Consider the following 23,660-nt stretch of genomic DNA (forward strand, 5'->3'; position numbering starts at 1 on the left):
CCGGCCGCCGCGCGACGTATGTTGAGCGCGGCGGTCAGGTGGCCCAATCCGTCGTATGACGACAAGAGAACGCCTGTCACCAGGTGGTCAGGTCTCGCCGCGCCCGAGGGGCGGACAGCGCGAGTCGCCGATGCCGGACTCAGGCCGGCCTGCCCGAGACGCGAGGAACCTAGGCATGACAATACTGGCCCCCACGCTCGCCGGAACAGAGCGCTTCCGTGCGTTGGGCCCCCGTCAGGTGGACGAGGTCGCGAACCGCTACGGCATACCCGCGGAGCTCCGGGAGACCATCCGACTGGTCTCGATGGTGCTGCCGTTCCGGGTCAACGAATACGTTCTCGGCGAACTGATCGACTGGGAGCGCATCCCCGAGGACCCGATCTTCCAGCTCGTCTTCCCGCAACCGGGCATGCTGACCCCCGACGACGAGCGGCAGCTCGCCGACCTCTCCGCCCGGGGCGACCAGCCGGCGCTGCGGGCCGCCATCGGGCAGATCCGCGGCCGGCTCAACCCGCACCCCTCCGGGCAGATGGAGCACAACGTGCCGCTGCACGAGGGCGTCCCGCTGGCCGGCGTGCAGCACAAGTACCGCCGCACCGTCCTCTACTTCCCCGGGCACGGCCAGACCTGCCACTCCTACTGCACCTACTGCTTCCGCTGGGCGCAGTTCGTCGGCGACGCCGACCTGCGGTTCGCCGCGCCCGGCCCGGAGCAGCTGATCGAGTACCTGCGCCGGCACCCGTCCGTCACCGACGTGCTGGTCACCGGCGGCGACCCGATGGTGATGTCCACCGAGCGGCTGCGCAGCCACCTGGAACCGTTGCTGCGGGTGGAGACCCTGCGCACCATCCGGATCGGCACCAAGTCGGTCGCGTACTGGCCGCAGCGGTTCGTCACCGACTCCGACGCCGACGACGTGCTGCGGCTCTTCGAGGAGATCGTCGCCACCGGCCGCAACGTCGCCGTGATGGCGCACTTCAGCCACCCCCGCGAGCTGGCGCCCGAGCTGTCCCGCCGGGCGCTGGCCCGGATCCGGGCCACCGGCGCGCTGATCTACTGCCAGGCCCCGCTCATTGCGCACGTCAACGACAGCGCAGCGGTGTGGAGCGAACTCTGGCACGCCGAGATCGGCAACGGGGCGGTGCCGTACTACATGTTCGTCGAGCGGGACACCGGGCCGCACGAGTACTTCAAGGTGCCCCTGGAGCGGGCCGTGAACATCTTCCACGAGGCGTACCAGCAGCTGCCGGGACTGGCCCGGACGGTGCGCGGCCCGGTCATGTCCGCCACTCCCGGCAAGGTGGTGGTGGACGGGATGGTGGACACCCCGGAGGGCGAGTTCTTCCAGCTACGGCTGCTCCAGGCCCGCGACCCGTTGCTGGTCGGCCGCCCGTTCCGGGCCCGCCGGTCGGCCAGCGCCGCCTGGCTCGACGACCTGCGGCTGGACCCGTCCACCCCGGCGGACATCGTCGCCGCCATCGCCGGGGCGGGGGCGGACCGGTGAGCACCCGGCAGACGTCGCCGAACATGGCCCTCGACCAGCGGGTGGCCGCCCGGCAGGCGGCCGGCGAGTCCATCGTGCACCTCGGCTTCGGCGAGGCCCGGCTGCCGGTCTTCCCGCCCTTGGTCGACCGGCTGGTGGCCGGCGCCCGCCGCAACCGGTACGGCCCGGTCGCCGGGGACCTGGCCGTACGCGAGGCGGTGGCCGGCTACTTCGGCCGCCGCCGGCTGCGCACCGACCCCGAGCAGGTCGTGGTCGCCCCGGGCAGCAAGGCCCTGCTGATCGGGCTGCAACTCGTGCTCGCCGGCGACATCGTGCTGCCCCGCCCCTGCTGGAACACCTACGCGCCGCAGGCCGCCCTGGCCGGCAAGACCGCCATCCGGGTGCCCATCCCGGCCGACTGCGGCGGGGTGCCGGACCCGGACCTGCTCGACGACGCGCTGCGGGACGCCCGGCGGGCCGGCCACACGCCCCGCATCCTGCTGCTGACCCTGCCGGACAACCCCACCGGCACCCTCGCCCCGCCCGCGGTGGTCCACCGGCTCTGCGCGATCGCCGAGCGGGAGGACCTCTGGATCGTCTCCGACGAGATCTACCGGGACCTCGTGCACGACCCGGCGACCGAGTTCGTCAGCCCGGCCGAGCTGCTGCCGGAGCGGACGCTGGTCACCACCGGGCTGAGCAAGAACCTCGCCCTGGGCGGCTGGCGGATCGGCGCGGCCCGCTTCCCGGCCGGTGCCGCCGGCGACCGGCTCCGCGCCGACGTCGTCTCGGTGGCCAGCGAGGTGTGGTCGACGCTGGCACAGCCGATGCAGGAGGTCGCCGCGTACGCCTTCGCCGAGCCGCCGGAGATTCGGGCCTACCTGGCGGCCGCCGCCCGGCTGCACGGCGCCGTCGCCGGCGCGGTGCACCGGATCATGGTCGACGTCGGCGCCAGTTGCCGGCCGCCGACCGGCGGCTTCTACGTCTACCCGGACTTCGCGCCGCTGCGCGAGGTGCTGGCCGGCCGCGGAGTCACCGACTCGGCCTCGTTGCAGCACGAGCTGCTCGAGACGTACGGCGTGGCGGTCCTCGGCGGACACCACCAGGGCGACGACCCGTCGGCGCTGCGGTTCCGGGCCGCGACGAGTCTGCTCTACGGCGACACCGACGTCGAACGGGCCGCGGCGCTGGACGCCGCCGACCCGCTCGCACTGCCGCACGTCAGGGACGCACTCAGCAGGATCGAGGAACGCTTCGCCAAGCTCTGCCGGTAGCCGCGAGGCGGACCGGGCAGCGTGCGGCGCGGAGAGGACACGACATGGAGCACGACAGACCACCGGGTGAGGCGATCGTCTTCCCCGGCATGGGACCGGCCCGCTTCGCGGACGTCGCGCGGTTCATGATGATCAATCCGGCGGCCCGTCGGCTCGTCGCGGTCGCCGACGAGACGCTCGGCTACTCCCTCGTCGACCGCTACCGCGACACCGACGGTGACTACTCCGAGTACGCCCAGGTGGCGTTCCTGGTGAACTGCCTGGCGCTGGCCGAGTGGGCGGCGGAGAGCCACAACGTGGTGCCGGCGCTGGTGGCCAGCGCCAGCTTCGGCGGCAAGGCGGCCGCCGCGTACGCGGGCGCGGTCACCGCGTCCGACGCGATCGCGATGACCGCCCGGATCGCCCGCTGCGAGGAGGAGTACTTCGCCCGCGAGCACCGCGACGTGGCCACCCTGTCGTTCGCCCGTACCCCCGTCGAACGGCTCGACGAGGTGCTGGCCGAGCTGGCCGCCGACGGGGGCTGGTACGACGTCGCCTGCTACATCGACGACGACTTCCACATGGTGTCGCTGCGCCGGGAGCGGCTGGACTGGTTCTCCGACCGGTTGCGCGCGGCCGGCGGACTGCCTCTGTACGTGACCGAGCCGCCGATGCACTCGGCCGCGTTCGGCCCGCTGCGCGACCTCGTCGAGCGGGAGGTCTTCCCGGACGTCCGGTTCGTCGACCCGCAGGTGCCGGTCGTCGCCGACCAGGACGGCACGATCCGGCACAGCGGCGAGGGCGTGCGCCGGATGCTGCTGGACGGCCTGGTGTCGCCGGTGCGGTGGCCGGAGGTGGTCGCGACGATGCGCCGCAACGGGATCGGTCGGGTCTTCGTCGCCGGACCGGACCACCTGTTCGGCCGGGTGGGCTGCACGACCCGCAACTTCGACGTGGTGACCGCGAACCCCCGCCTGGCGCTGACCCCGCGCCGCCGGCAGGTGCCCGTCTGAACGCCGGCGGGTCCCGGCCGCCTCGGCGACCGGGACCCGCGGGGTCAGGCCGCGGTCGGGACGATGCGCGACAGCGCGGTCCACAGCACGCCGGGGGTGGCGAAGGTGTCCATGCTCAGCAGCTCGTCGGTGAACCGGACCTGGTACGCCTTCTCGAGGTGCGAGAGCAGTTCCACCGTACCCAGTGAATCGAGTCCGAGATTGCGCAGATCGGCGTCCGGATCGAGCTTTTCCCCGGCCGGAAGGAATGGCAGCGACCGACGCATGATTTCCTCGAACCTGTCATCCCACATCATTTTCTCCATCCTCCCGGACACTTCCTCGTCCATTTCGACAAAAGCCCACCGTCGGGCGGCGGACAACCCCTGCCGTCCCCCTAATCGCGGAGACCGATGATGGACGACACCGCACTGCCGCTGCCCTGGAGATTCCTGCGTGGACTTGCCCTCGGACCCGACCGCACCGCGCTGCGGGTCGGCGCCCGGGAGGTCTCCTACGCCGCCCTGCACGAGCTGGCGTCCCGCTGGGCCGGCGCGCTGGTGGCCGCCGACGGTGGGCCCCCCGCCGCGGTCGGGGTGCTGGCCGGCAAGAGCGTCGAGGGGTACGCCGGGGTGCTCGCCGCGCTCTGGGCCGGCGCCACCGTGGTGCCGCTGCACCCGGACTTCCCCGCGGTGCGGACCCGGCGGATGCTGGACGCCGCCGGGGTCACCGCGGTCGTCGCGGACCCGGCCGGCCGGGCCGCCCTGGACCAGTTGCGCGCCGGCGGGCCGGCGCTGCCGGTGCTCGGCGACGGGCCGGCCGGCGACCGGCACACCATCCCGGTGCACCCGGGCGACGCCCTGGCCGCGCCGCGGCCGGTGGCGCCGGACGCGGTGGCGTACACCCTGTTCACCTCCGGCTCGACGGGTCGGCCGAAGGGGGTGCCGATCAGCCACGCCAGCGTCGGGCACTACTTCACGCTGATGGACGCCCGGTACGACTTCAAACCCGACGACGTCTTCTCCCAGACCTTCGACCTGAACTTCGACTGCGCGATGTTCGACCTCTTCTGCGCCTGGGGGGCCGGGGCCGCCGTGCACCCGGTGCCGGCGCAGGCGTACCGCGACCTGCCGGCCTTCGTCGCCGAACGGCGGATGACCGTCTGGTTCTCCACCCCCAGCAGCATCGGGCTGGTCCGGCGGATGGGCGGCCTCGGGCCCGGCGCGCTGCCCGGGCTGCGGTGGAGCCTCTTCGCCGGCGAGGCGCTGCGCGCGGCCGACGCCGAGGACTGGCAGGGCGCCGCCGACCGGTCCACCCTGGAGAACATCTACGGCCCGACGGAGCTGACCATCACCGTCACCGGGCACCGCTGGTCGCCGGCCACCTCACCGGCGCGCTGCGTCAACGGGCTGACCCCGATCGGCACCGTGCACGCCGGCCACGACCACGTGCTGCTCGACGCCGACGGCCGGGAGTCGCCGACCGAGGGTGAACTCTGCATCACCGGCCCGCAGCTCACTGCGGGCTACCTCGACCCCGCCGACGACGAGGGCCGGTTCCTCGACCGGGACGGGCGCCGCTGGTACCGCACCGGTGACCGGGTCCGGCGGCTGGCCGACGGCGAGCTGGTCTACCTGGGGCGGCTGGACTCCCAGGTGCAGCTCCAGGGCTGGCGGGTCGAGCTGGCCGAGGTCGAGCACGCCCTGCGGGCCTGCGCCGGGGTGGAGGACGCGGTGGCGGTCACCCGGGCGAGCGACGACGGGCTGGAGCTGGTGGTCTTCTACACCGGCGAGGTGACCCCGGCGGCGGTGCTCGCCCGGCAGCTGCGCCAGCTCCTGCCGGCCGGCATGCTGCCGCGCACCTACCGGCACCTCGACGAGTTGCCGCTCAACCCGAACCGCAAGGTGGACCGGGGGCGGCTGGCCCGGGAGGCCGCGGCCGTACCCGCGTGACCGGCGCGACCGCGGCGGAGCGGGCGGCTCCGCCGCGGCGCGGTGGTCAGTCCCGGGCGGCGCGCCACTCGACCAGGGCCGCCTTGTCGACCTTGCCGTTCACGGTCACCGGCAGCTCGGTGAGCAGGTGCAGCTCCGCCGGGACCATGTAGTCGGGCAGCGTCTCCTTGCAGAACGCCCCGAGTCGCCCGCCGACGGCCTCCGCGCCCGGCGCGGTGGCCACGAACGCGCAGAGCCCGGGCTCGCCGTTCGGCTGCGGCAGCACCAGCACGGTCGCCGCGGTCACCCCGGCGCACTCCGACAGCCGCCGTTCCACCTCGCCCAGCTCGACCCGGTTGCCCCGGATCTTCACCTGCGAGTCGAGCCGGCTGCTGAAGTACAGCGCGCCGTCGCCGCCCCGGTAGGCCAGGTCGCCGGTGCGGAACACCCGCTGCCCGGAACGGGGCTCCACCGGATCGGGCACCAGCGCCGCCGCCGTGGCCTCGGGGTCGTCCCAGTACCCGGTGAACAGCGCCGGGCTGCGCAGGTAGAGCTGGCCGAGCACGCCGGGGGCGCGGACCGGTTCACCGGAGTCGTCCAGCAGCAGCAGCTCCGCGCCCGGGTGCGCGACGCCGATGGAGATCCGCTCGGCGTCGTCGGGCACCGGGTCGGGCACGTCGGTGAAGGAGCAGGCGATCGACTCGGTGCTGCCGTAGCAGTTGACGATCCGCAGCCCCGGCCGCAGCTTGCGCAGGTGCCGCAGCTCGGGCAGGGGGAAGCTCTCGCCGGAATAGAGGACGCCGCGCAGCCGCTCGAGGGTGGCGAGCTGGTCGGGCTCGTGCCGCAGCGCCGGCCGCCAGATCGACGGCACGCCGTTGACCTGGGTGGCGCCGGTGTCGGCGAGGAAGCCGAGGAAGCGGCGCGGCCAGCGCAGCAGGGCCCGGGGCACCGGCACCACGGTGGCGCCGCTGCCCAACGCCAGGCCGACGTCGAGCAGCGAGAAGTCGAACTGCAACGGCGAGGTGGTGGCCACCCGGTCGTCCGGGCCGACGATGCCGTGCGCGAGCATGCCCCGGTAGAACGCGAGCACCGCCCGGTGGCTCATCACCACGCCCTTGGGCCGGCCGGTGGTCCCCGAGGTGAAGACGATGTACGCCGGGTCGGTGGGGGTCGACGCCACCCGGCGGTGCGGCCGGCGCGCGGGTGCCCGCTGCACGGTCAGCCCGGCCGGGCCGAACCGGGCGGCGCCCAGCTCCGGCGGCAGGCCCTCGCGCCGGCCGTCGGGCGGCTGGAGGTGCAGCACCGCGCCGGCGGTCTCGGCCACCGTCAGCACCCGCCGGGTCGGTGACTCCGGGCTCACCGGGACGAAGGTGAGACCGCGCAGGGAACAGGCGATCACCAGCGCTATCGCCGACGCCGAGGTGTCGGAGTCCACCACCACCCGGTCACCGACGTCGAGCCCCAGCTCGGCCAGGGCCGCCGCGTACGTCTCGGCGCGATCCCGCAGCGCGCGGTAGGAGACAGTCTCGAGATCGCCGGATCCGGTCCGCTCGACGACGGCCGGATGATCCGGTCGGGTCGACGCGTGACACAACAGGAATTCGTGCAGTTTCTCCGGGCACCGTATTTCCGGGACGGTTGTTCGACTCATATTCCGGAGTGTAGGGAAAACCGGTCGCCCCGATCCGTCTTCTGTGGAGGAGCCGACTCCCGTTAGGGGTCCGTAGGGGTGGGGCGACCGCGATCGGCTGCGTACGGTTCCGATTCATGGGTCCCCCGTGGGTGACGCCTGTCGGAATTAGCGTTGATAAATGGAGTGTGCGTCGATGCGCGATTCTCGCGGCGCCGTCTCGGACGGCGACCACCTGGCGGAACGACGTGCGGCGCTGACGCGTCAGCTGACCGGCCTGCCGGGGCCCGAACAGGTCCGGCTGCTGCGCGAGCTGGTCGGCGGGCAGCTGCTCGCGGTGCTGCGACGGATCCGCCCCGACGAGGACGTCGTGGTGGCGGTCGAGTCGTCCTTCCGGGAGCAGGGCCTGGACTCGCTCGGCCTCGTCGAGCTGCACGCCCGGCTCAACGCGACCACCGGCCTGGCGTTGCCCGTCACCGTGGGCTTCGACCACCCGACCCCGGCGCTGCTCGCCGAGCACCTGCGCGCCGAACTGCTCGGCCTCGCCGACGGCGGGCCCGCCCCGGTGGCCACCACCGGCGCGACCGACGAGCCGGTCGCGATCATCGGCATCGGCTGTCACTACCCGGGCGGCGTCGACTCGCCGGAGCAGCTCTGGCGGCTGGTCGCCGACGGCGAACACGTGCTCAGCCCGTTCCCGACCGACCGGGGGTGGGACCTGGACAACCTCTACGACCCCGACCCGGACCGGCCGGGGACGACGTACGTGCGGCACGGGGGGTTCCTCGCCGACGCGGGCGGCTTCGACGCCGACTTCTTCGGCATCGGCCGGCGCGAGGCCGTCGCGATGGACCCGCAGCAGCGGCTCGTCCTGGAGACCGCCTGGGAGGCCCTGGAGCGGGCCGGCATCGACCCGACCGGGCTGCGCGGCGGCCGGACCGGCGTCTTCATCGGCGCGGAACCGCAGGAGTACGGGGTACGCCTGCACGAGGCGCCCGACGGCCTCGACGCGTACCTGCTGACCGGCAACACCACCAGTGTCCTGTCCGGACGGGTGGCCTACACGCTGGGCCTGGAGGGTCCGGCGCTCACCGTCGACACCGCCTGCTCGGGTTCCCTGGTCGCGCTGCACCTGGCGGTCGAGTCGTTGCGGCGCGGGGAGTCCGCGCTGGCGCTCGCCGGTGGGGTGGCGGTCATCGGCACCCCCGGTGTCTTCACCGCGTTCAGCCGGCAGCGTGGCCTCGCCCCGGATGGCGTCGCCAAGCCGTTCGCCGCCGCGGCCGACGGCACCGCGTTCGCCGAGGGGGTCGGGCTGCTCGTCCTCGAACGGCTCTCCGACGCGCGCCGGCTCGGCCATCCGGTGCTCGCCGTGGTCGCCGGGACCGCGATCAACTCCGACGGGGCCAGCAACGGGCTCACCGCGCCGAGCGGGGTCGCCCAGCGCCGGCTGATCCGGCAGGCGCTGGCCAACGCCGGGCTCACCGCCGCGCAGGTCGACGCCGTCGACGCGCACGGCACGGGCACGATGCTCGGTGACCCGATCGAGGCGCAGGCGCTGATCGCCGCGTACGGCCGGGACCGGCCGGCCGGCCGCCCGCTGCGGCTCGGTTCGGTGAAGTCGAACCTCGGGCACACCCAGGCAGCCGGCGGCGCCGCCAGCATCATCAAGATGATCATGGCGATGCGGCACGACACGCTGCCCCGCACGCTGCACGTCGACGCGCCGACGCCCAACGTGGACTGGACCGCCGGCAACGTCGCGCTGCTCACCGAGGCATTGCCCTGGCCCCGCACCGACGAGCCGCGCCGCGCTGGCGTGTCCGCCTTCGGCATCAGCGGCACCAACGCCCACGTCATCGTCGCTGAACCCACCGACGAGCCCGCCCCGCCGCCCCCCGCCCCGGCCGGGCCGGCGCCCGCCGTGGTCCCGCTCGCCCTCTCCGCCCGCAGCGACACGGCCCTGCGCGCGCAGGCCGAGCGGCTGCTGGCGGCCACCGACGACGAGGCCGCGCCCAGCCTGGCCGACCTCGGGCTGTCGCTGCTCACCGGTCGGGCGGCGCTGCCGCACCGGGCGGTCGTCCTGGCCGGCGACCCGGACGAGGCCCGCCGCGGCCTGCGGGCCGTGGCCGCCGGCGGCACCGACCCGGCGGTCGTCACCGACCTGGCCCGCGACGGCCTGCTCGCGTACCTCTTCACCGGCCAGGGCAGCCAGCGCCTGGGCGCCGGCCGGGCGCTGCACGCCGCGTACCCGGTCTTCGCGGAGGCCCTCGAGACCGCCATCGGGCACCTCGACCTCCAGCTCGACACCTCGCTGTGGGACGTGCTCTTCGCCGCCGAGGGCACGCCGGAGGCCGCGCTGCTGCACACCACCGGGTACGCGCAGCCCGCCCTGTTCGCGGTCGAGGTGGCGCTGTTCCGGCTCCTCGAGTCGTGGGGACTGCGCCCGGACTTCGTCGCCGGCCACTCGATCGGTGAGCTCGCCGCCGTGCACGCGGCCGGGGTGCTCTCGCTGCCCGACGCCGCCGCCCTGGTCGCCGCCCGCGGCCGGCTGATGCAGGAGCTGCCGGCCGGCGGCGCGATGGCCGCCGTCCAGGCCACCGAGGCGGAGCTGCGCCCGCTGCTCGACGAGCGGCTGGACCTCGCCGCGATCAACGGCCCCGAGCAGCTGGTGGTCTCCGGCGCGGGCGACGCCGTCGACGCCGTCGTCGCGCGCTTCGCCGCCCTCGGCCGGCGCGCCCGACGGCTCGACGTCAGCCACGCGTTCCACTCCCCGCTGATGGAGCCGATGCTGGCCGAGTTCGGCCGGGTCGCCTCGGTCCTCGACTACCGCCCGCCGACCGTCCCCGTGGTCTCCTCCGTCACCGGCCGGCTCGCCGCCACCGAGGAGCTCACCGACCCCGGCTACTGGGTGCGGCACGTGCGCGCGGCCGTCCGCTTCCACGACAGCCTGACCTGGCTGCTCGACCGCGACGTCGCCACCTTCCTGGAACTCGGACCCGACCCGGTGCTGTCGGCGCTGGGCCGCGAGGCGGCGGCCCGCCGATCCGGCGGGCCCGTCTTCGTACCCACGATGCGCCGGGACCGCGACGAACGGCGCGAGGCGGTCACCGCGGCGGCCGTCGCGCACACCCGCGGCGGCCGGCTCGACGCCGCCGGGCTGCTCGGCGGGCACGGCGCGCCGGTGCCCCTGCCGACGTACGCCTTCCAGCACCGTCACTTCTGGCTCTCCGGCGCGGCGGCCGGGCAGGGCGACGTCCCCGGCCTCGGCCAGATCGCGGCCCGGCACCCCTTCCTCGGCGCGGTGGTGCCGCTGGCCGGGGCCGACTCCACCGTGCTGACCGGCCGGATCGCGGTACGGGCGCACCCGTGGCTCGCCGACCACGTCGTCGCCGCGGCCAACCTGCTGCCCGGCACCGCCTTCCTCGAGCTGGCGCTGCGCGCCGGCGAGCAGGTGGGCTGCGGCACGGTCGAGGAGCTGACGCTGGCCGCGCCGCTGGTGCTGCCGGCCGACGGCGGCGTCGCCGTGCAGGCCGTGGTCGGCGTCCCCGACGCAACCGGGCGGCGCGGCATCGAGCTGCACTCCCGGGCCGAGGGCGCCGAGACCGAGGCCTGGACCCGGCACGCGGTGGGCTGGCTGGCCCCGCACCGCGCCCCCGCGACCGGTCTCGCGGTCTGGCCGCCCCCGGGCGCCACCCCGGTCGACGTGACCGACTTCTACCCGGAGCTGGTGGCCCAGGGCTACGGCTACGGGCCGGCGTTCCAGGGTCTGCGCGCCGTGTGGCGCCGCGGCGACGAGGTCTTCGCCGAGGTCGCGCTCCCCGACCCGGTGCGGGACACCGCCGCCGGCTTCGGCCTGCACCCGGCGCTGCTCGACGCGGTGCTCCAGGCCACCGACCACGCGAACCCGCCCGCCGACACCACCGGTGTCCGGGTCCCGTTCGCCTGGAGCGGGGTGTCACTGCACGCCGCCGGGGCCGCCGCGGTGCGGGTCCGGATCGTCGCGCTCGGCCCGGACGCGGTCTCGCTCACCCTGGCCGACGCCGCCGGCGCACCGGTCGCCACGATCGAGTCGTACGTGGTCCGCCCGCTCACCGCGACCCCGTCCGTCCCCGACCGGGCCGGCGCCCTGTACACGGTGGACTGGCGCCCGCTCGGCACGCCCGCCCCCGCACCGCCCGCCCCGCTCGCGCCGTACGACGCGCTGGCGGCGGGATCGGCGCCCGCCCTGGTGCTGGCCACGGTCGACCCGGCCGACGGCGACGTGCCCGCGGCGGCGCGGGCGGTCACCGCCCGCACCCTCGACCTGCTGCGCGACTGGCTCGCCGACGAGCGGACCGGGGACGCCCGGCTGGTGGTGGCGACCCGGCGGGCGCAGGCCGTCGCGGACGACCCGGCCGACCCGGCCCAGGCCCCGGTCTGGGGTCTGGTGCGGGCGGCCCAGGCCGAACACCCCGACCGCTTCCTCCTCGCCGATCTCGACGACGACGACCGGTCCGCCGCCGCGCTGCCCGGCGCGGTCGCCGCGGCGCTGGCCGCCGGGGAGCCGGAACTCGCCGTGCGGGCCGGGACGGTGCTGGTGCCGCGGCTGCGTCCGGCGCCCGAGCCGTCCGGCGCCTTCACCTGGAGCCCGACCGGCACCGTGCTGGTCACCGGCGGCACCGGCGGCGTCGGCGCTGAGGTGGCCCGGCACCTGGTCGCCGCGCGCGGGGTCCGGCACCTGCTGCTCGCCGGCCGGCGCGGCAGCGACACCCCGGGCGTCGCCGCGCTGACCGCCGAGCTGACCGCGCTCGGCGCCGACGTCACCGTGGCGGCCTGCGACGTGTCCGACAGGGCGGCGCTCGCCGCGCTGCTGGACGCCGTGCCGGCGACCCAGCCGCTCACCGCCGTGGTGCACGCCGCCGGGGTGCTCGACGACGGCGTCGTCACCACGCTCACCCCGGAACGGCTGGACACCGTCTTCCCCGCCAAGGCGGACGCGGCCTGGCACCTGCACGAGCTGACCCGCGACCGGCCGCTCGACGCGTTCGTCCTCTTCTCCTCCACCGCGACCCTGCTGGACGCCCCCGGGCAGGGCAACTACGCCGCCGCGAACCACTTCCTCGACGCGCTGGCGACCCGCCGCCGCGCCGAGGGCCTGCCGGCCACCTCGCTCGCCTGGGGCCTCTGGACCGGCACCGGCGGAATGGGCGCCCGGCTCGACCCGGCGGCGGTGCAGCGCATCGAACGGTCCGGCCTCGCGCCGCTGACCGGCGCGCAGAGCGTCGCGCTGCTCGACCGGGCCCTCGACGGCACGACGCCGACGGTCGTCCCGGTCCGGCTCGACGCCGCCGCGGCCGCCCGGCGGGCGGACGGCGTGCCGGCGCTGCTGCGCGACCTGGTCCGGGTGCCCGTGCGCCGGGCCGCCACCGCCGCGCCGGCCGCCGACCTGCCGCTCGCCGCCGAACTCGGTGGCCTCGACGAGGCGGGCCGGACCGAGGCGCTGCTCGACCTGGTCCGGGCCCAGGTCGCCGCCGTCCTCGGCCACGACGGCGCGCGGGACGTCGGACCGGACCGGGCCTTCAGCGAGATCGGGTTCGACTCCCTCGCCGCGGTGGAGCTGCGCAACCGGCTCGCCGGCCTGACCGGCCTGCGGCTGCCGGCCACCCTGACGTTCGACCACCCGACCTCCACCGCGCTCGCCCGGCACCTCGCCGAGCGGCTCTTCGCGGCGTCGGCCCCCGCCGCGCCGAGCGCGCCGGTCGCCGCGGTCCCGACCGACGAGCCGATCGCGATCGTCGGGATGGCCTGCCGCTACCCGGGCGGGGTCACCTCCCCGGAGGAGCTGTGGGAGCTGGTGCTGCGCGGCGACGACGCGATCTCCACCTTCCCCACCGACCGGGGCTGGGACCCCGAGGTGTACGACCCGGAGCGCGGCCGGCCCGGCCGGACGTACTCCAACGAGGGCGGATTCCTGCACGATGCCGCCGGGTTCGACGCGGACTTCTTCGGCATCAGCCCCCGCGAGGCCCAGGCGATGGACCCGCAGCAGCGACTGCTGCTCGAGGTCGCCTGGGAGACCTTCGAGCGCTCCGGCGTCGACCCGGCGACGCTGCGCGGCAGCGACACCGGCGTCTTCGCCGGCGTCATGTACCACGACTGGGGCCTGCGCCTCGGCCCGCTGCCCGAGGAGCTCGCCGGCTACCACGGCAACGGCAGCCTCGCCAGCATCGCGACCGGCCGGATCGCGTACACCTTCGGGCTGGAGGGGCCGGCCGTGACGGTCGACACCGCCTGCTCGTCGTCGCTGGTCGCGCTGCACCTCGCGGCGCAGGCGCTGCGCCGGGGCGAGTGCCGGCTGGCCCTCGCGGGCGGCGTCACGGTGATGTCCACGCCGGACACCTTCGTCGACATGAGCCGGCAGGGCGGCCTCTCCTCGGACGGCCGGTGCCGGTCCTTCGGCGCCGGCGCCGACGGGGTCGGCTGGGGCGAGGGCATCGGCCTGGTGCTGCTGGAACGGCTCTCCGACGCCCGACGCCGGGGGCACCGGGTGCTGGCGCTGGTGCGCGGCTCGGCGGTCAACTCCGACGGTGCGAGCAACGGGATGACCGCCCCGAACGGCCCCTCTCAGCAGCGGGTGATCCGGCAGGCGCTGGCCACCGCGGGGCTGCGCCCCGCTGACGTGGACGCGGTCGAGGGCCACGGCACCGGCACCACCCTGGGCGACCCGATCGAGGCACAGGCGCTGCTCGCCACGTACGGCGCCCAGCGGCCCGCCGACGGGCGTCCACTGCTGCTCGGCTCGGTCAAGTCGAACATCGGCCACGCCCAGGCCGCGGCCGGCGTCGCCGGAGTGATCAAGATGGTGCTGGCCATGCGGCACGGCACCCTGCCCCGAACCCTGCACGCCGACGCGCCGTCACCGCAGGTGGACTGGACCGACGGCGCGGTGGAGCTGCTCACCACCGAGCGCGACTGGCCCCGGTCGGAGCGGCCCCGACGCGCCGGTGTCTCCTCGTTCGGCATCAGCGGCACCAACGCGCACGTCGTCCTGGAGGAGCCGCCCGCCGACCCGACCCCGGTCGGCCCGGTCGTCGCCGCCGACGGCGGGCCGCTGCCCTGGGTGCTCTCGGCGACGACCGCGCCCGCGCTGCGGGAGCAGGCCCGGCTGCTGCACGCCCACCTCGACGGGCTGGCCGAGGAGGACCTGGCGAACGCCGGCCACGCGCTGGCGACCACCCGTGCCGCGCTCGCCCACCGGGCGGTCGTGGTCGGCGCCGATCGCGCCGAGCTGGCCGGCGCCCTGGCCGCGGTCGCGGCCGGCGGCGACGCCGACGAGGTGCGCGACGGCAAGGTGGCCGCGCTCTTCACCGGCCAGGGCGCCCAGCGCCTCGGCATGGGCCGCGAGCTGTACGACGCGTACCCGGTCTTCGCGGCGGCCTTCGACGCGGCCCTGGCCGGCTTCGACCCCGGGCTGCGCGACGTGCTCTGGGGCGACGACGTCGAGGCGCTCAACGCCACCGGCAACGCCCAGCCGGCGCTCTTCGCCTTCGAGGTGGCGCTCTTCCGACTCCTCGAATCCTGGGGAGTGCGCCCGGACTTCGTGGCCGGGCACTCCATCGGCGAGCTGGCCGCCGCGCACGTGGCCGGAGTGTTCTCCCTGGCGGACGCCGGCGCGTTGGTCGCCGCCCGGGGCAGCCTGATGCAGGCGCTGCCCGCCGGCGGCGTGATGGTCGCGGTCCAGGCCACCGAGGACGAGGTCCGGCCGCTGCTGGTCGACGGCGTCGACCTCGGGGCGGTCAACGGCCCGACCTCGGTGGTCGTCTCCGGCGCGGAGGCGGCCGTCCAGGCCGTGCTGGCCGGGCTGGGGGAGCGCCGGAGCAGCCGGCTACGGGTGTCGCACGCCTTCCACTCCCCGCTGATGGAACCGATGCTCGCCGACTTCCGGGCGGTCGCCGAGTCGCTGACCTACTCCGCGCCGTCGATCCCGCTGGTGTCGACCCTCACCGGCGAGCTGGCGGGCATCGGGGAGCTGACCGATCCGGAGTACTGGGTGCGGCACGTCCGGCACGCCGTCCGGTTCGCCGACGCCGTCACCACCCTCGCCGGGCGCGGCGTGTCGACCTGCCTGGAGATCGGCCCGGACGCCGTGCTCACCGCCCTCGCCGCCCAGGGCGACACCACCGTGCTGGCCACCCAGCGGCGCGACCGGGACGAGGTCCGCGAGCTGCTCACCGCCGCCGGCCGGGCCTGGTCGCGGGGCGTACCCGTCGACTGGGCCGCCCGGTACGCCGGCCGGTACGACCCCGCCCGCGTCCTCGACCTGCCCACCTACCCGTTCCAGCGCCGCCGGTACTGGCTGGACGTCACCCCGGCCACCGGCGACGTCGGCGCGGCCGGCCTGGAAGCCGTCGACCACCCGATGCTCAGCGCCGTGGTGGCCGCCGCCGACCGCGACGGACTCGTGCTCACCGGCCGGCTCACCGCCGCCGGCTGGCTGGCCGACCACGACGTCCTCGGCCGGGTCCTGCTCCCCGGCACCGGCTTCGTCGAGCTGGCCGTACGCGCCGGCGACCAGGTGGGCTGCGGCCGGATCGACGAGCTGACCCTGCAGGCGCCGCTGGTGCTCCCCGCGCACGGCGGGGTGGCGATCCAGGTGGCCGTCGGCGACCCCGACGCCACCGGCGCCCGCCCGGTGACCATCCACTCCCGCGCAGACGCCGACGCGCCCTGGCTGCGGCACGCCACCGGCACGCTCAGCCCCGAGCCGGCGGCACCCGCGTTCGACCTGGTGCAGTGGCCGCCGGCCGACGCCACCCCGGTCGACGTCACCGACGCGTACGACCGGCTGGGCGCGCGCGGCTACGGCTACGGACCGGCGTTCCAGGGCCTGCGGGCGGCCTGGCGTCGCGGCGACGAGGTGTACGCCGAGGTGGCCCTGCCCGAGTCGGCGCAGGCCGACGGCCGACGGTTCGGCCTGCACCCGGCCCTGCTGGACGCCGCGATGCACGCCGACCTGCTCGACGAGGACCCCGACGCGCCCACCCTGATGCCGTTCGACTGGACCGGCGTCACCCTCCACGCCGCCGGCGCGACCGCGCTGCGGGTCCGGCTGCGCCGGCTGCGCGGCGACGAGGTGTCGGCGATGTGGCTCGCCGACGAGGCCGGCCGGCCGGTGGCCACCGTCGAGACACTCGTCTCCCGGCCCGTCTCGGCGGCCCAGCTGCACGACGCCGAGACCCCCGCCGACGAGGCGATGTTCCGGATCGACTGGCAGCCCCGCCCGGTCACCCCGACCGGCGAACCGCTGCCCGAGACCGGCGACGGCACGCCGGTGCCGGCGCTGGTGGCGCTCACCGTCCAGGCCCCCGGGGAGCTCGACGTGCCCGGTGCCGCCCGCGCGGTCACCGGCGCCCTCGTGGCGCGGCTGCGCGCCTGGCTGGCCGACGAACGGCACACCGGCGCCCGGCTCGTGGTGGTCACCCGGGACGCCGTCGCGGTGCACGACGGCGACCAGGTCGACGCGCGGCTCGCGCCCGCCTGGGGGCTCGTCCGGGCCGTCCAGGCCGAGCAGCCGGGCCGGGTGCAGCTCGTCGACACCGACGGGACGCCGGAGTCCACCGCCGCGCTGGCCGCCGCCGCCGACACCGGCGAGCCCGAACTCGCCGTACGCGGGGGAGCGGTCCTCGCGCCCCGGCTGGCCCGGGCGGCCCCCGCGGCCGCCGGCGGGACCGCCGCGCCCTGGTCGTCCACCGGGACCGTGCTGGTCACCGGCGGCACCGGTGGCCTGGGCGCCCTCCTGGCCCGCCACCTCGTCGGCGCGCACGGCGTCCGGCACCTGCTGCTCACCAGCCGGCGCGGCCCGGACGCCCCGGGCGCCGCCGCGCTCGCCGCCGAGCTGCGCGCCGCCGGCGCCGAGGTGACCGTCGCGGCCTGCGACGTCACCGACCGCGCCGAGGTGGCCGCCCTGCTCGCCGGGATCCCCGCCGCGCAGCCGCTGACCGGGATCGTGCACGCGGCCGGCACCGCCGTCGGCGGCACCCTCGACTCGCTCACCGACGCCCAGCTCGACGTGGTGCTACCGCCCAAGGTCGACGGGGCCTGGCACCTGCACGAACTGACCCGCGACCGGCCGCTCGACGCGTTCGTGCTGGTCTCCTCGGCCGGCGGCCTGATCCTCGCCGCCGGGCAGGGCGACTACGCGGCCGCGAACGTCTTCCTCGACGCGCTCGCCGCGCACCGCCGGGCCGCCGGCCTGCCGGCCACCTCCCTGGCGTACGGGATGTGGGCGGTCGACAGTGGCCTCGGCGGCACGCTCACCGGGGCGGACCTCGACCGGATGCGCCGCCTCGGCCTGCCCGCCCTGCCCGCCGACGACGCCCTGGCACTCTTCGACGCGGCGCTGGCCGACCCGGCCACCACGCTGGTGCTCACCCGGGTCGACCGGGCCGCGCTGCGGGCCCGTACCGGGGAGTTGCCGGCGCTGCTGCGCGGGCTCGTCCCGACGCCGCCCCGGCGGCCCGTGCCCGGCGCGGCGACCGGCGGCGCGTTCGCCGACCGGCTGGCCGGGCTCGGCCCCGCCGACCTGCGCCGGTCCCTGGTCGAGCTGGTCCGCGGCCACGTCGCCGCGGTCCTCGGGCACGACGGGGCGGCGGCGATCGCCCCCGACCGAGCGTTCCGCGAGCTCGGCTTCGACTCCCTCGCGGCGGTGGAGCTGCGCAACGCGCTGAGCGGGGCGACCGGCCTGCGGCTCCCCGCCACGCTGGTCTTCGACCACCCGAACACCCGGGCCGTCGCCGAGGAACTGGCCACCGCGCTCACCGGCGCCACCGCCGGCGAGCCGACGCCCGTACCCGGCCGGGCCGCAGCGACCGACGACGACCCGGTGGCGATCGTCGGGATCAGCTGCCGCTTCCCCGGCGGCGTCCGCTCCGCCGAGGAGCTGTGGCAGCTCGTCGCCGACTCGGGCGACGCGATCGGTCCCTTCCCGACCGACCGGGGCTGGCCCGGCGACCGGATCTACGACCCCGAGCCCGGCACCCCCGGCAAGAGCTACACCCGGGCCGGCGGCTTCCTGCACGACGCCGCCGACTTCGACGCCGAGTTCTTCGGCATCATGCCGCGCGAGGCGCTGGCCATGGACCCGCAGCAGCGGCTGCTGCTGGAGGGCGCCTGGGAGGCGTTCGAGCGGGCCGGCATCGACCCGGTCGCCATGCGGGGCAGCCGCACCGGCATCTACGCCGGCGTGATGTACCACGACTACGCCAGCCGACTGCCGGAGATCCCGGCGGAGCTGTCCGGGTACGTCGGCAACGGCAGCGCGGCGAGCATCGCCTCCGGCCGGGTCGCGTACACCCTCGGGCTGGAGGGCCCGGCCGTCACCGTCGACACCGCCTGCTCCTCGTCGCTGGTGGCGCTGCACCTGGCCGCGCAGGCGCTGCGCAACGGCGAGGTCGCGATGGCGCTGGCCGGCGGCGTCACGGTGATGCCGACGCCGGAGATCTTCGTCGACTTCAGCCAGCAGCGCGGTCTCGCCGCCGACGGCCGGTGCAAGGCCTTCGCCGGCGCCGCCGACGGCACCGCCTGGGCCGAGGGGCTCGGCCTGCTGCTGCTGGAGCGCCTCTCCGACGCCCGCCGCAACGGGCACCCGGTGCTCGCCGTCATCCGTGGCTCGGCGATCAACCAGGACGGCGCGTCGAACGGCCTCACCGCGCCGAACGGCCCGTCCCAGCAGCGGGTCATCCGGGCGGCGCTCGCCGCCGCCGGGCTCACCGCCGCCGACGTGGACGCGGTCGAGGGGCACGGCACCGGCACCCGGCTGGGCGACCCGATCGAGGCGCAGGCCCTGCTCGCCACGTACGGCCAGGAACGCCCCGACGGACGCCCGCTCTGGCTCGGCTCGGTCAAGTCGAACATCGGGCACGCCCAGGCGGCGGCCGGGGTCAGCGGCGTCATCAAGATGGTGATGGCGCTGCGCCACGGGCTGCTGCCGCGCACGCTGCACGTCGACGAGCCGTCGCCGCAGGTGGACTGGTCCGCCGGGGACGTCCGGCTGCTCACCGACCCGGTCGAGTGGCGGCACGACGGCCGCCCCCGCCGCGCCGGTGTCTCCTCGTTCGGGCTCAGCGGCACCAACGCCCACATGATCATCGAGGAGGCGCCCGCAGCTCGGAGCGCACCGCCGGCGGCGCCCGCCGGAGCCGTCCCGGGCCCGGTCCCGCTGGTGCTCTCCGCCCGTACCGCGGCGGCGCTGCCCGGGCAGGCCGGCGCGCTGCACTCGCACCTGACCGCCCACCCGGACGCCGACCTGCCCGACGTCGCGTACTCGCTCGGCACCGCCCGCGCCGCGCTGCCGCACCGGGCCGTCGTACCGGCCGTCGACCGGGCGTCCGCGCTGGCCGACCTCGCCGCGCTCGCCGCCGGCACGCCCGCCCCGACCACCCTGACCGGCACCGCCGCCGAGGAGGGGCTGACCGCCTTCCTCTTCTCCGGACAGGGCGCCCAGCGCCCCGGCATGGGGCGCGAGCTGGCCGAGGCGTACCCGGTCTTCGCCGCGGCGCTGGACGACGTCTGCGCCCACCTGGACCCGCACCTGGACCGTCCACTGCGGGAGGTCCTGTTCGCCGCGCCGGACAGCGCGGAGGCGGCGGAACTCGACCGCACCGGCTGGACCCAGCCGGCCCTGTTCGCCCTGGAAGTGGCGCTGCACCGCCTGGTGGAGTCCTGGGGCGTACGCCCGGACCTGCTGGTGGGCCACTCCGTCGGCGAACTCGCCGCCGCGCACGTCGCCGGCGTGCTGTCGCTGGCCGACGCCTGCCGGCTGGTCGCCGCCCGCGGCCGGCTCATGCAGGACCTCCCGGCCGGCGGCGCGATGGTGGCGCTGCAGGCCACCGAGGCGGAGGTCCGGCCGCTGCTCACCGAGCGGGTCGGCATCGCCGCGGTCAACGGCCCGCACGCCGTCGTCATCTCCGGCGCCGAGGAGGAGGTCCGCGAGGTCGCCCGCCAGGTCGCGGAGACCGGGCGCAAGACCACCGGACTGCGGGTGTCGCACGCCTTCCATTCGGTGCTGATGGAGCCGATGCTCGCCGAGTTCCGCCGGGTGGCCGAGGAGCTGACGTACCACCCGCCGACGGTCCGGGTGGTCTCCAACGTGACCGGCGCGGTGGCCACCAGCGAGCAGCTCACCGACCCCGGCTACTGGGTACGCCACGTCCGCGACGCGGTTCGCTTCGCCGACGGGGTGACCACCGTGCTCGCCGAGGGCGCCACCCGGCTGCTCGAGATCGGGCCGGACGCCGTCCTCACCGCGCTGGCGCAGGCCGGCCTGGACGACCCGGCCGTGCTCGTCGTCCCGGCGCTGCGCCGCGACCGGCCCGAGGTGGCCACGCTCACCGAGGCGGTGGCCCGGCTGCACGTCGCCGGCCCGCCCGTCGACTGGTCCGGATTCTTCGCCGGCCGGCGCGTACGCCGGGTCGATCTGCCCACGTACGCGTTCGCGCGGCGCCGGTACTGGCTGGACGTGCCCGCCGCGCCGGCGGGGGACCCGGCCGGGCTCGGCCAGCACGCCGCCCGGCACCCGATGCTCGGCGCGGTGGTGGTGTCCCCGGATTCTCAGACGGTGACCATGACCGGCCGGTTGTCGGTGCAGACCCAGCCCTGGATCGGGGACCACTCGGTGCTCGGCACGGTGCTGCTCGCCGGCACCAGCTACGTCGAGCTGGCGCTGCGCGCCGCCGAGGAGGTCGGCTGCGACGTCGTCGAGGAGCTGACCATCGAGGCGATGATGCCGCTGCCGTCGGTGGGCGGCACCGCGCTGCAGGTGGTCGTCGCCGCGCCGGATGCGGCCGGCCGGCGCCCGTTCACCATCCACTCCCGGGTGGAGGACGCCCCCGCCGAGCTCGGCTGGACCCGGCACGTCTCCGGCTTCCTCGCCCCCGGGGCGCCGGCCGCCGGCGCCGCCGGGTTCGGGCTCACCGCCTGGCCGCCGCCGGGCGCGGAGCCGGTCGACATCAGCGACGTGTACGACTACCTGACCGGCCAGGGCTACCACTACGGTCCGATGTTCCGGGGCCTGCGCGCCGTCTGGCGACGCGACCGCGAGGTCTACGCCGAGGTGGCGCTCCCCGACGGCGCCCGGGAGGAGGCCGGCCGGTTCGGCCTGCACCCGTCGCTGCTGGACGCCGCGCTCAGCGCCACCGACTTCCTCGGCGGGCGCCGCCCGCAGGACGTCGGCGGCACCCAGCTCCCGTTCGCCTGGACCGGGGTGTCGCTGCACGCCGGCGGGGCGGCCCGGCTGCGGGTCCGGATCAACTGGGTCGACTCGGACCACGCGGTCGGCTCGGAGGCCGTCCGGCTGGAGCTCGCCGACCCGACCGGCGCGCCGGTGGCCACGGTCGAGTCGCTGGTCGTCCGCGCGGTGACGCCGGACCGGGTGGCCGCGGCCGCGGTCGCCGCCACCGGGGTACGCCGGTTGGAGTCGGTGTTCCGGCTGGACTGGCCGCACCTGCCGCTCGGCGCGGCGACCGGGGCGACGGTGGGACGCTGGGCGGTGCTCGGCGAGGACGCCTTCGGGCTCGGCGCCGGCGTGCCGGTGCTGCCCGACCTGGCCGCCCTGGGCGCGGCGATCGACGCCGGGGCGCCCGTACCCGAGGTGGTGCTGGTCGCCTGCGGCCCGGCCGACGGTGACGTGCCGGCCGCCACCCGGGCCGGGCTCGACGCGATGCTCCGGGTGAGTCGGGAGTGGACCGCCGACCGGCGGTACGCCGACTCCCGGCTGATGATCGTGACCACCGGCGCGGCGGACGTCGACGGCGCGGACGTCGACCTGACCCAGGCCCCGGTCTGGGGTCTGGTCCGCGCCGCGGAGCAGGAGTATCCGGGCCGGTTCCTGCTGGTCGACGTCGACGACCCGCGCGCCGCCGCGCCGCTGCTGGCGTCGATCGCCGCGGTGGGCGAACCGGAGGTGGCGGTGCGCGGCAGCGAGATCCGGGTGCCCAGGCTGGCCCGGGCCACCGCGCCCGACGCGCCGGCACCGCCGCCGTGGGACGCCGACGGCACGGTCCTGGTCACCGGCGGCACCGGCGGCCTCGGCGCGCTGGTCGCCCGGCACCTGGTCACCGCGCACGGCGTCCGGCACCTGCTGCTCACCAGCCGGCGCGGCGCCGAGGCGCCGGACTCCCGGGCGCTGAGCGCCGAACTGGCCGCGCTCGGCGCGGAGGTCACCGTGGTGGCCTGCGACGTGGCCGACCGGACCGCCGTCGCCGCCCTGCTGGCCGGGGTGCCGGCGGCCCACCCGCTGCGCGCCGTGGTGCACGCCGCCGGGGTGATGGAGAACGCCATGCTCGGCTCGCTGACCCCCGAGCAGGTCGACCGGGTGCTGCGCCCGAAGGTCGACGGCTCCTGGCACCTGCACGAGTTGACCCGGGAGCTCGACCTGGCCGCGTTCGTGCTCTTCTCGTCCACCTCGGGTCTGCTGATGGGGACCGGCCAGGCGAACTACGCGGCGGCCAACCGGTTCGTCGACGCGCTCGCGGCGCACCGCCGGTCGGCGGGGCTGCCCGCGACGGCCCTCGCCTTCGGCCTCTGGACGACGCTGACCGGGCTGGGCGGCGGCGCCTTCGACGCCGGCGCCGAGGAGCAGCGGATGGCCCGGCTGGGCATGCCGCCGTTCGACTCGGCGCAGGGGCTGGCGATGCTGGACGAGGCGCTGACGCTGCCCGACCCGGTGCTGGTGACGATGCGGATCGACCCGGCCGCGCTGGCCGAGGCCGCCGGTGGGGTGTCGGTGCTCTTCCGCGACGTGATGGGTGCGCCCCCGCCGCGCCGGACGCCCCGCGCCGCCGCCGACGGTGGCGCGTCCGCGCCGGCCGCGGAGGCGAGCCTGGAGCAGCGACTCGCCGGCCTCGCCGACGACGAGCGGGAACGGCTCCTGGTCGACCTGGTGGTGGCGCACGTGGCACAGGTACGGCACGACGAGCCGGAGGCGATCGACCGGACCCGGGGCTTCACCGAGCTGGGCCTCGACTCGCTCGCCGCCATCGAGCTGCGCAACCGGCTCAGCGCCGCGCTCGGCATGCGGCTGCCCGCCACGCTGATGTTCGACTACCCGAACCCGGCGGCGCTGGCGAAGTTCCTCCTCACCGAGCTGGAACCGAACCTGGCCCCGGCGGCCGCCCCGGTGACGGTCGACGACGAGCAGGTCCGGCGGGCGCTGGCCTCGGTCTCGCCGGCCCGGCTGCGCGAGGCCGGGCTGCTGGACGCACTGCTGGCGCTCACCGGCCCGCCGGCCGCCGACGCACCGCCGGCGGAGGACCGGAGCGGGACCATCCAGGACATGGCGATCGACGACCTGGTGCGCGCGGCCATGGCGACCGGCGACATCGGCTGAACGGGGCG

The 23,660-nt window shown here is 76.3% G+C and carries 7 protein-coding genes; 5 read left to right on the forward strand and 2 right to left on the reverse strand.

Translation table 11 applies throughout. From position 1 onward, the window contains the following. Positions 1 to 175: 175 nt before the first annotated feature. From AC5RWQ_RS02455 to AC5RWQ_RS02465, 3 genes are read left to right on the forward strand one after another with little or no spacing between them, the layout of a single operon-like run. The gene (locus AC5RWQ_RS02455; RefSeq protein WP_494281089.1) at positions 176 to 1,504 is read left to right on the forward strand and encodes a KamA family radical SAM protein; all 1,329 of its coding nucleotides are present in this window, start codon (positions 176 to 178) and stop codon (positions 1,502 to 1,504) included. After that, a complete protein-coding gene (locus AC5RWQ_RS02460; RefSeq protein WP_494281090.1) occupies positions 1,501 to 2,757 on the forward strand; it encodes a pyridoxal phosphate-dependent aminotransferase in 1,257 nt (418 codons plus the stop codon). The genes AC5RWQ_RS02455 and AC5RWQ_RS02460 overlap by 4 nt, the downstream gene beginning before the upstream one ends. A 44-nt stretch (positions 2,758 to 2,801) precedes the next feature. Then, entirely contained in the window at positions 2,802 to 3,749 is a 948-nt protein-coding gene (locus AC5RWQ_RS02465) for an ACP S-malonyltransferase (RefSeq protein WP_494281091.1), read from the forward strand. 44 nt (positions 3,750 to 3,793) lie between these two features. Here the strand turns inward: AC5RWQ_RS02465 and AC5RWQ_RS02470 are convergent, their stop codons facing one another. Further along, positions 3,794 to 4,054 (reverse strand): phosphopantetheine-binding protein, encoded by a 261-nt coding sequence (locus AC5RWQ_RS02470; protein ID WP_494281092.1) that lies wholly within the window; start codon positions 4,052 to 4,054, stop codon positions 3,794 to 3,796. An 87-nt stretch (positions 4,055 to 4,141) separates the two neighbouring features. Here AC5RWQ_RS02470 and AC5RWQ_RS02475 point away from each other — a divergent pair, with 87 nt between their 5' ends. Further along, positions 4,142 to 5,680 carry an amino acid adenylation domain-containing protein gene (locus AC5RWQ_RS02475; protein WP_494281093.1) on the forward strand — a complete coding sequence of 513 codons (1,539 nt, stop codon included), beginning with the start codon at positions 4,142 to 4,144 and terminating at the stop codon, positions 5,678 to 5,680. Positions 5,681 to 5,726: 46 nt separating this feature from the next. Here the strand turns inward: AC5RWQ_RS02475 and AC5RWQ_RS02480 are convergent, their stop codons facing one another. Further along, complete coding sequence (locus AC5RWQ_RS02480; RefSeq protein ID WP_494281094.1) at positions 5,727 to 7,310, reverse strand: AMP-binding protein; 1,584 nt, start codon at positions 7,308 to 7,310, stop codon at positions 5,727 to 5,729. A gap of 175 nt (positions 7,311 to 7,485) precedes the next feature. Here AC5RWQ_RS02480 and AC5RWQ_RS02485 point away from each other — a divergent pair, with 175 nt between their 5' ends. Further along, positions 7,486 to 23,652 (forward strand): SDR family NAD(P)-dependent oxidoreductase, encoded by a 16,167-nt coding sequence (locus AC5RWQ_RS02485; protein ID WP_494281095.1) that lies wholly within the window; start codon positions 7,486 to 7,488, stop codon positions 23,650 to 23,652. The last annotated feature ends 8 nt before the right edge of the window (positions 23,653 to 23,660 follow it).

The sequence above is a fragment of the Micromonospora sp. BS32 genome, from assembly GCF_059089345.1.

Bases quoted from the DNA above. Each gene is read 5' to 3' on its own strand.
- AC5RWQ_RS02455 (WP_494281089.1), top strand. From the start codon at position 176: ATGACAATACTGGCCCCCACGCTCGCCGGAACAGAGCGCTTCCGTGCG.
- AC5RWQ_RS02465 (WP_494281091.1), top strand. From the start codon at position 2,802: ATGGAGCACGACAGACCACCGGGTGAGGCGATCGTCTTCCCCGGCATG.
- AC5RWQ_RS02470 (WP_494281092.1), bottom strand. From the start codon at position 4,054: ATGGAGAAAATGATGTGGGATGACAGGTTCGAGGAAATCATGCGTCGG.
- AC5RWQ_RS02475 (WP_494281093.1), top strand. From the start codon at position 4,142: ATGATGGACGACACCGCACTGCCGCTGCCCTGGAGATTCCTGCGTGGA.
- AC5RWQ_RS02480 (WP_494281094.1), bottom strand. From the start codon at position 7,310: ATGAGTCGAACAACCGTCCCGGAAATACGGTGCCCGGAGAAACTGCAC.
- AC5RWQ_RS02485 (WP_494281095.1), top strand. From the start codon at position 7,486: ATGCGCGATTCTCGCGGCGCCGTCTCGGACGGCGACCACCTGGCGGAA.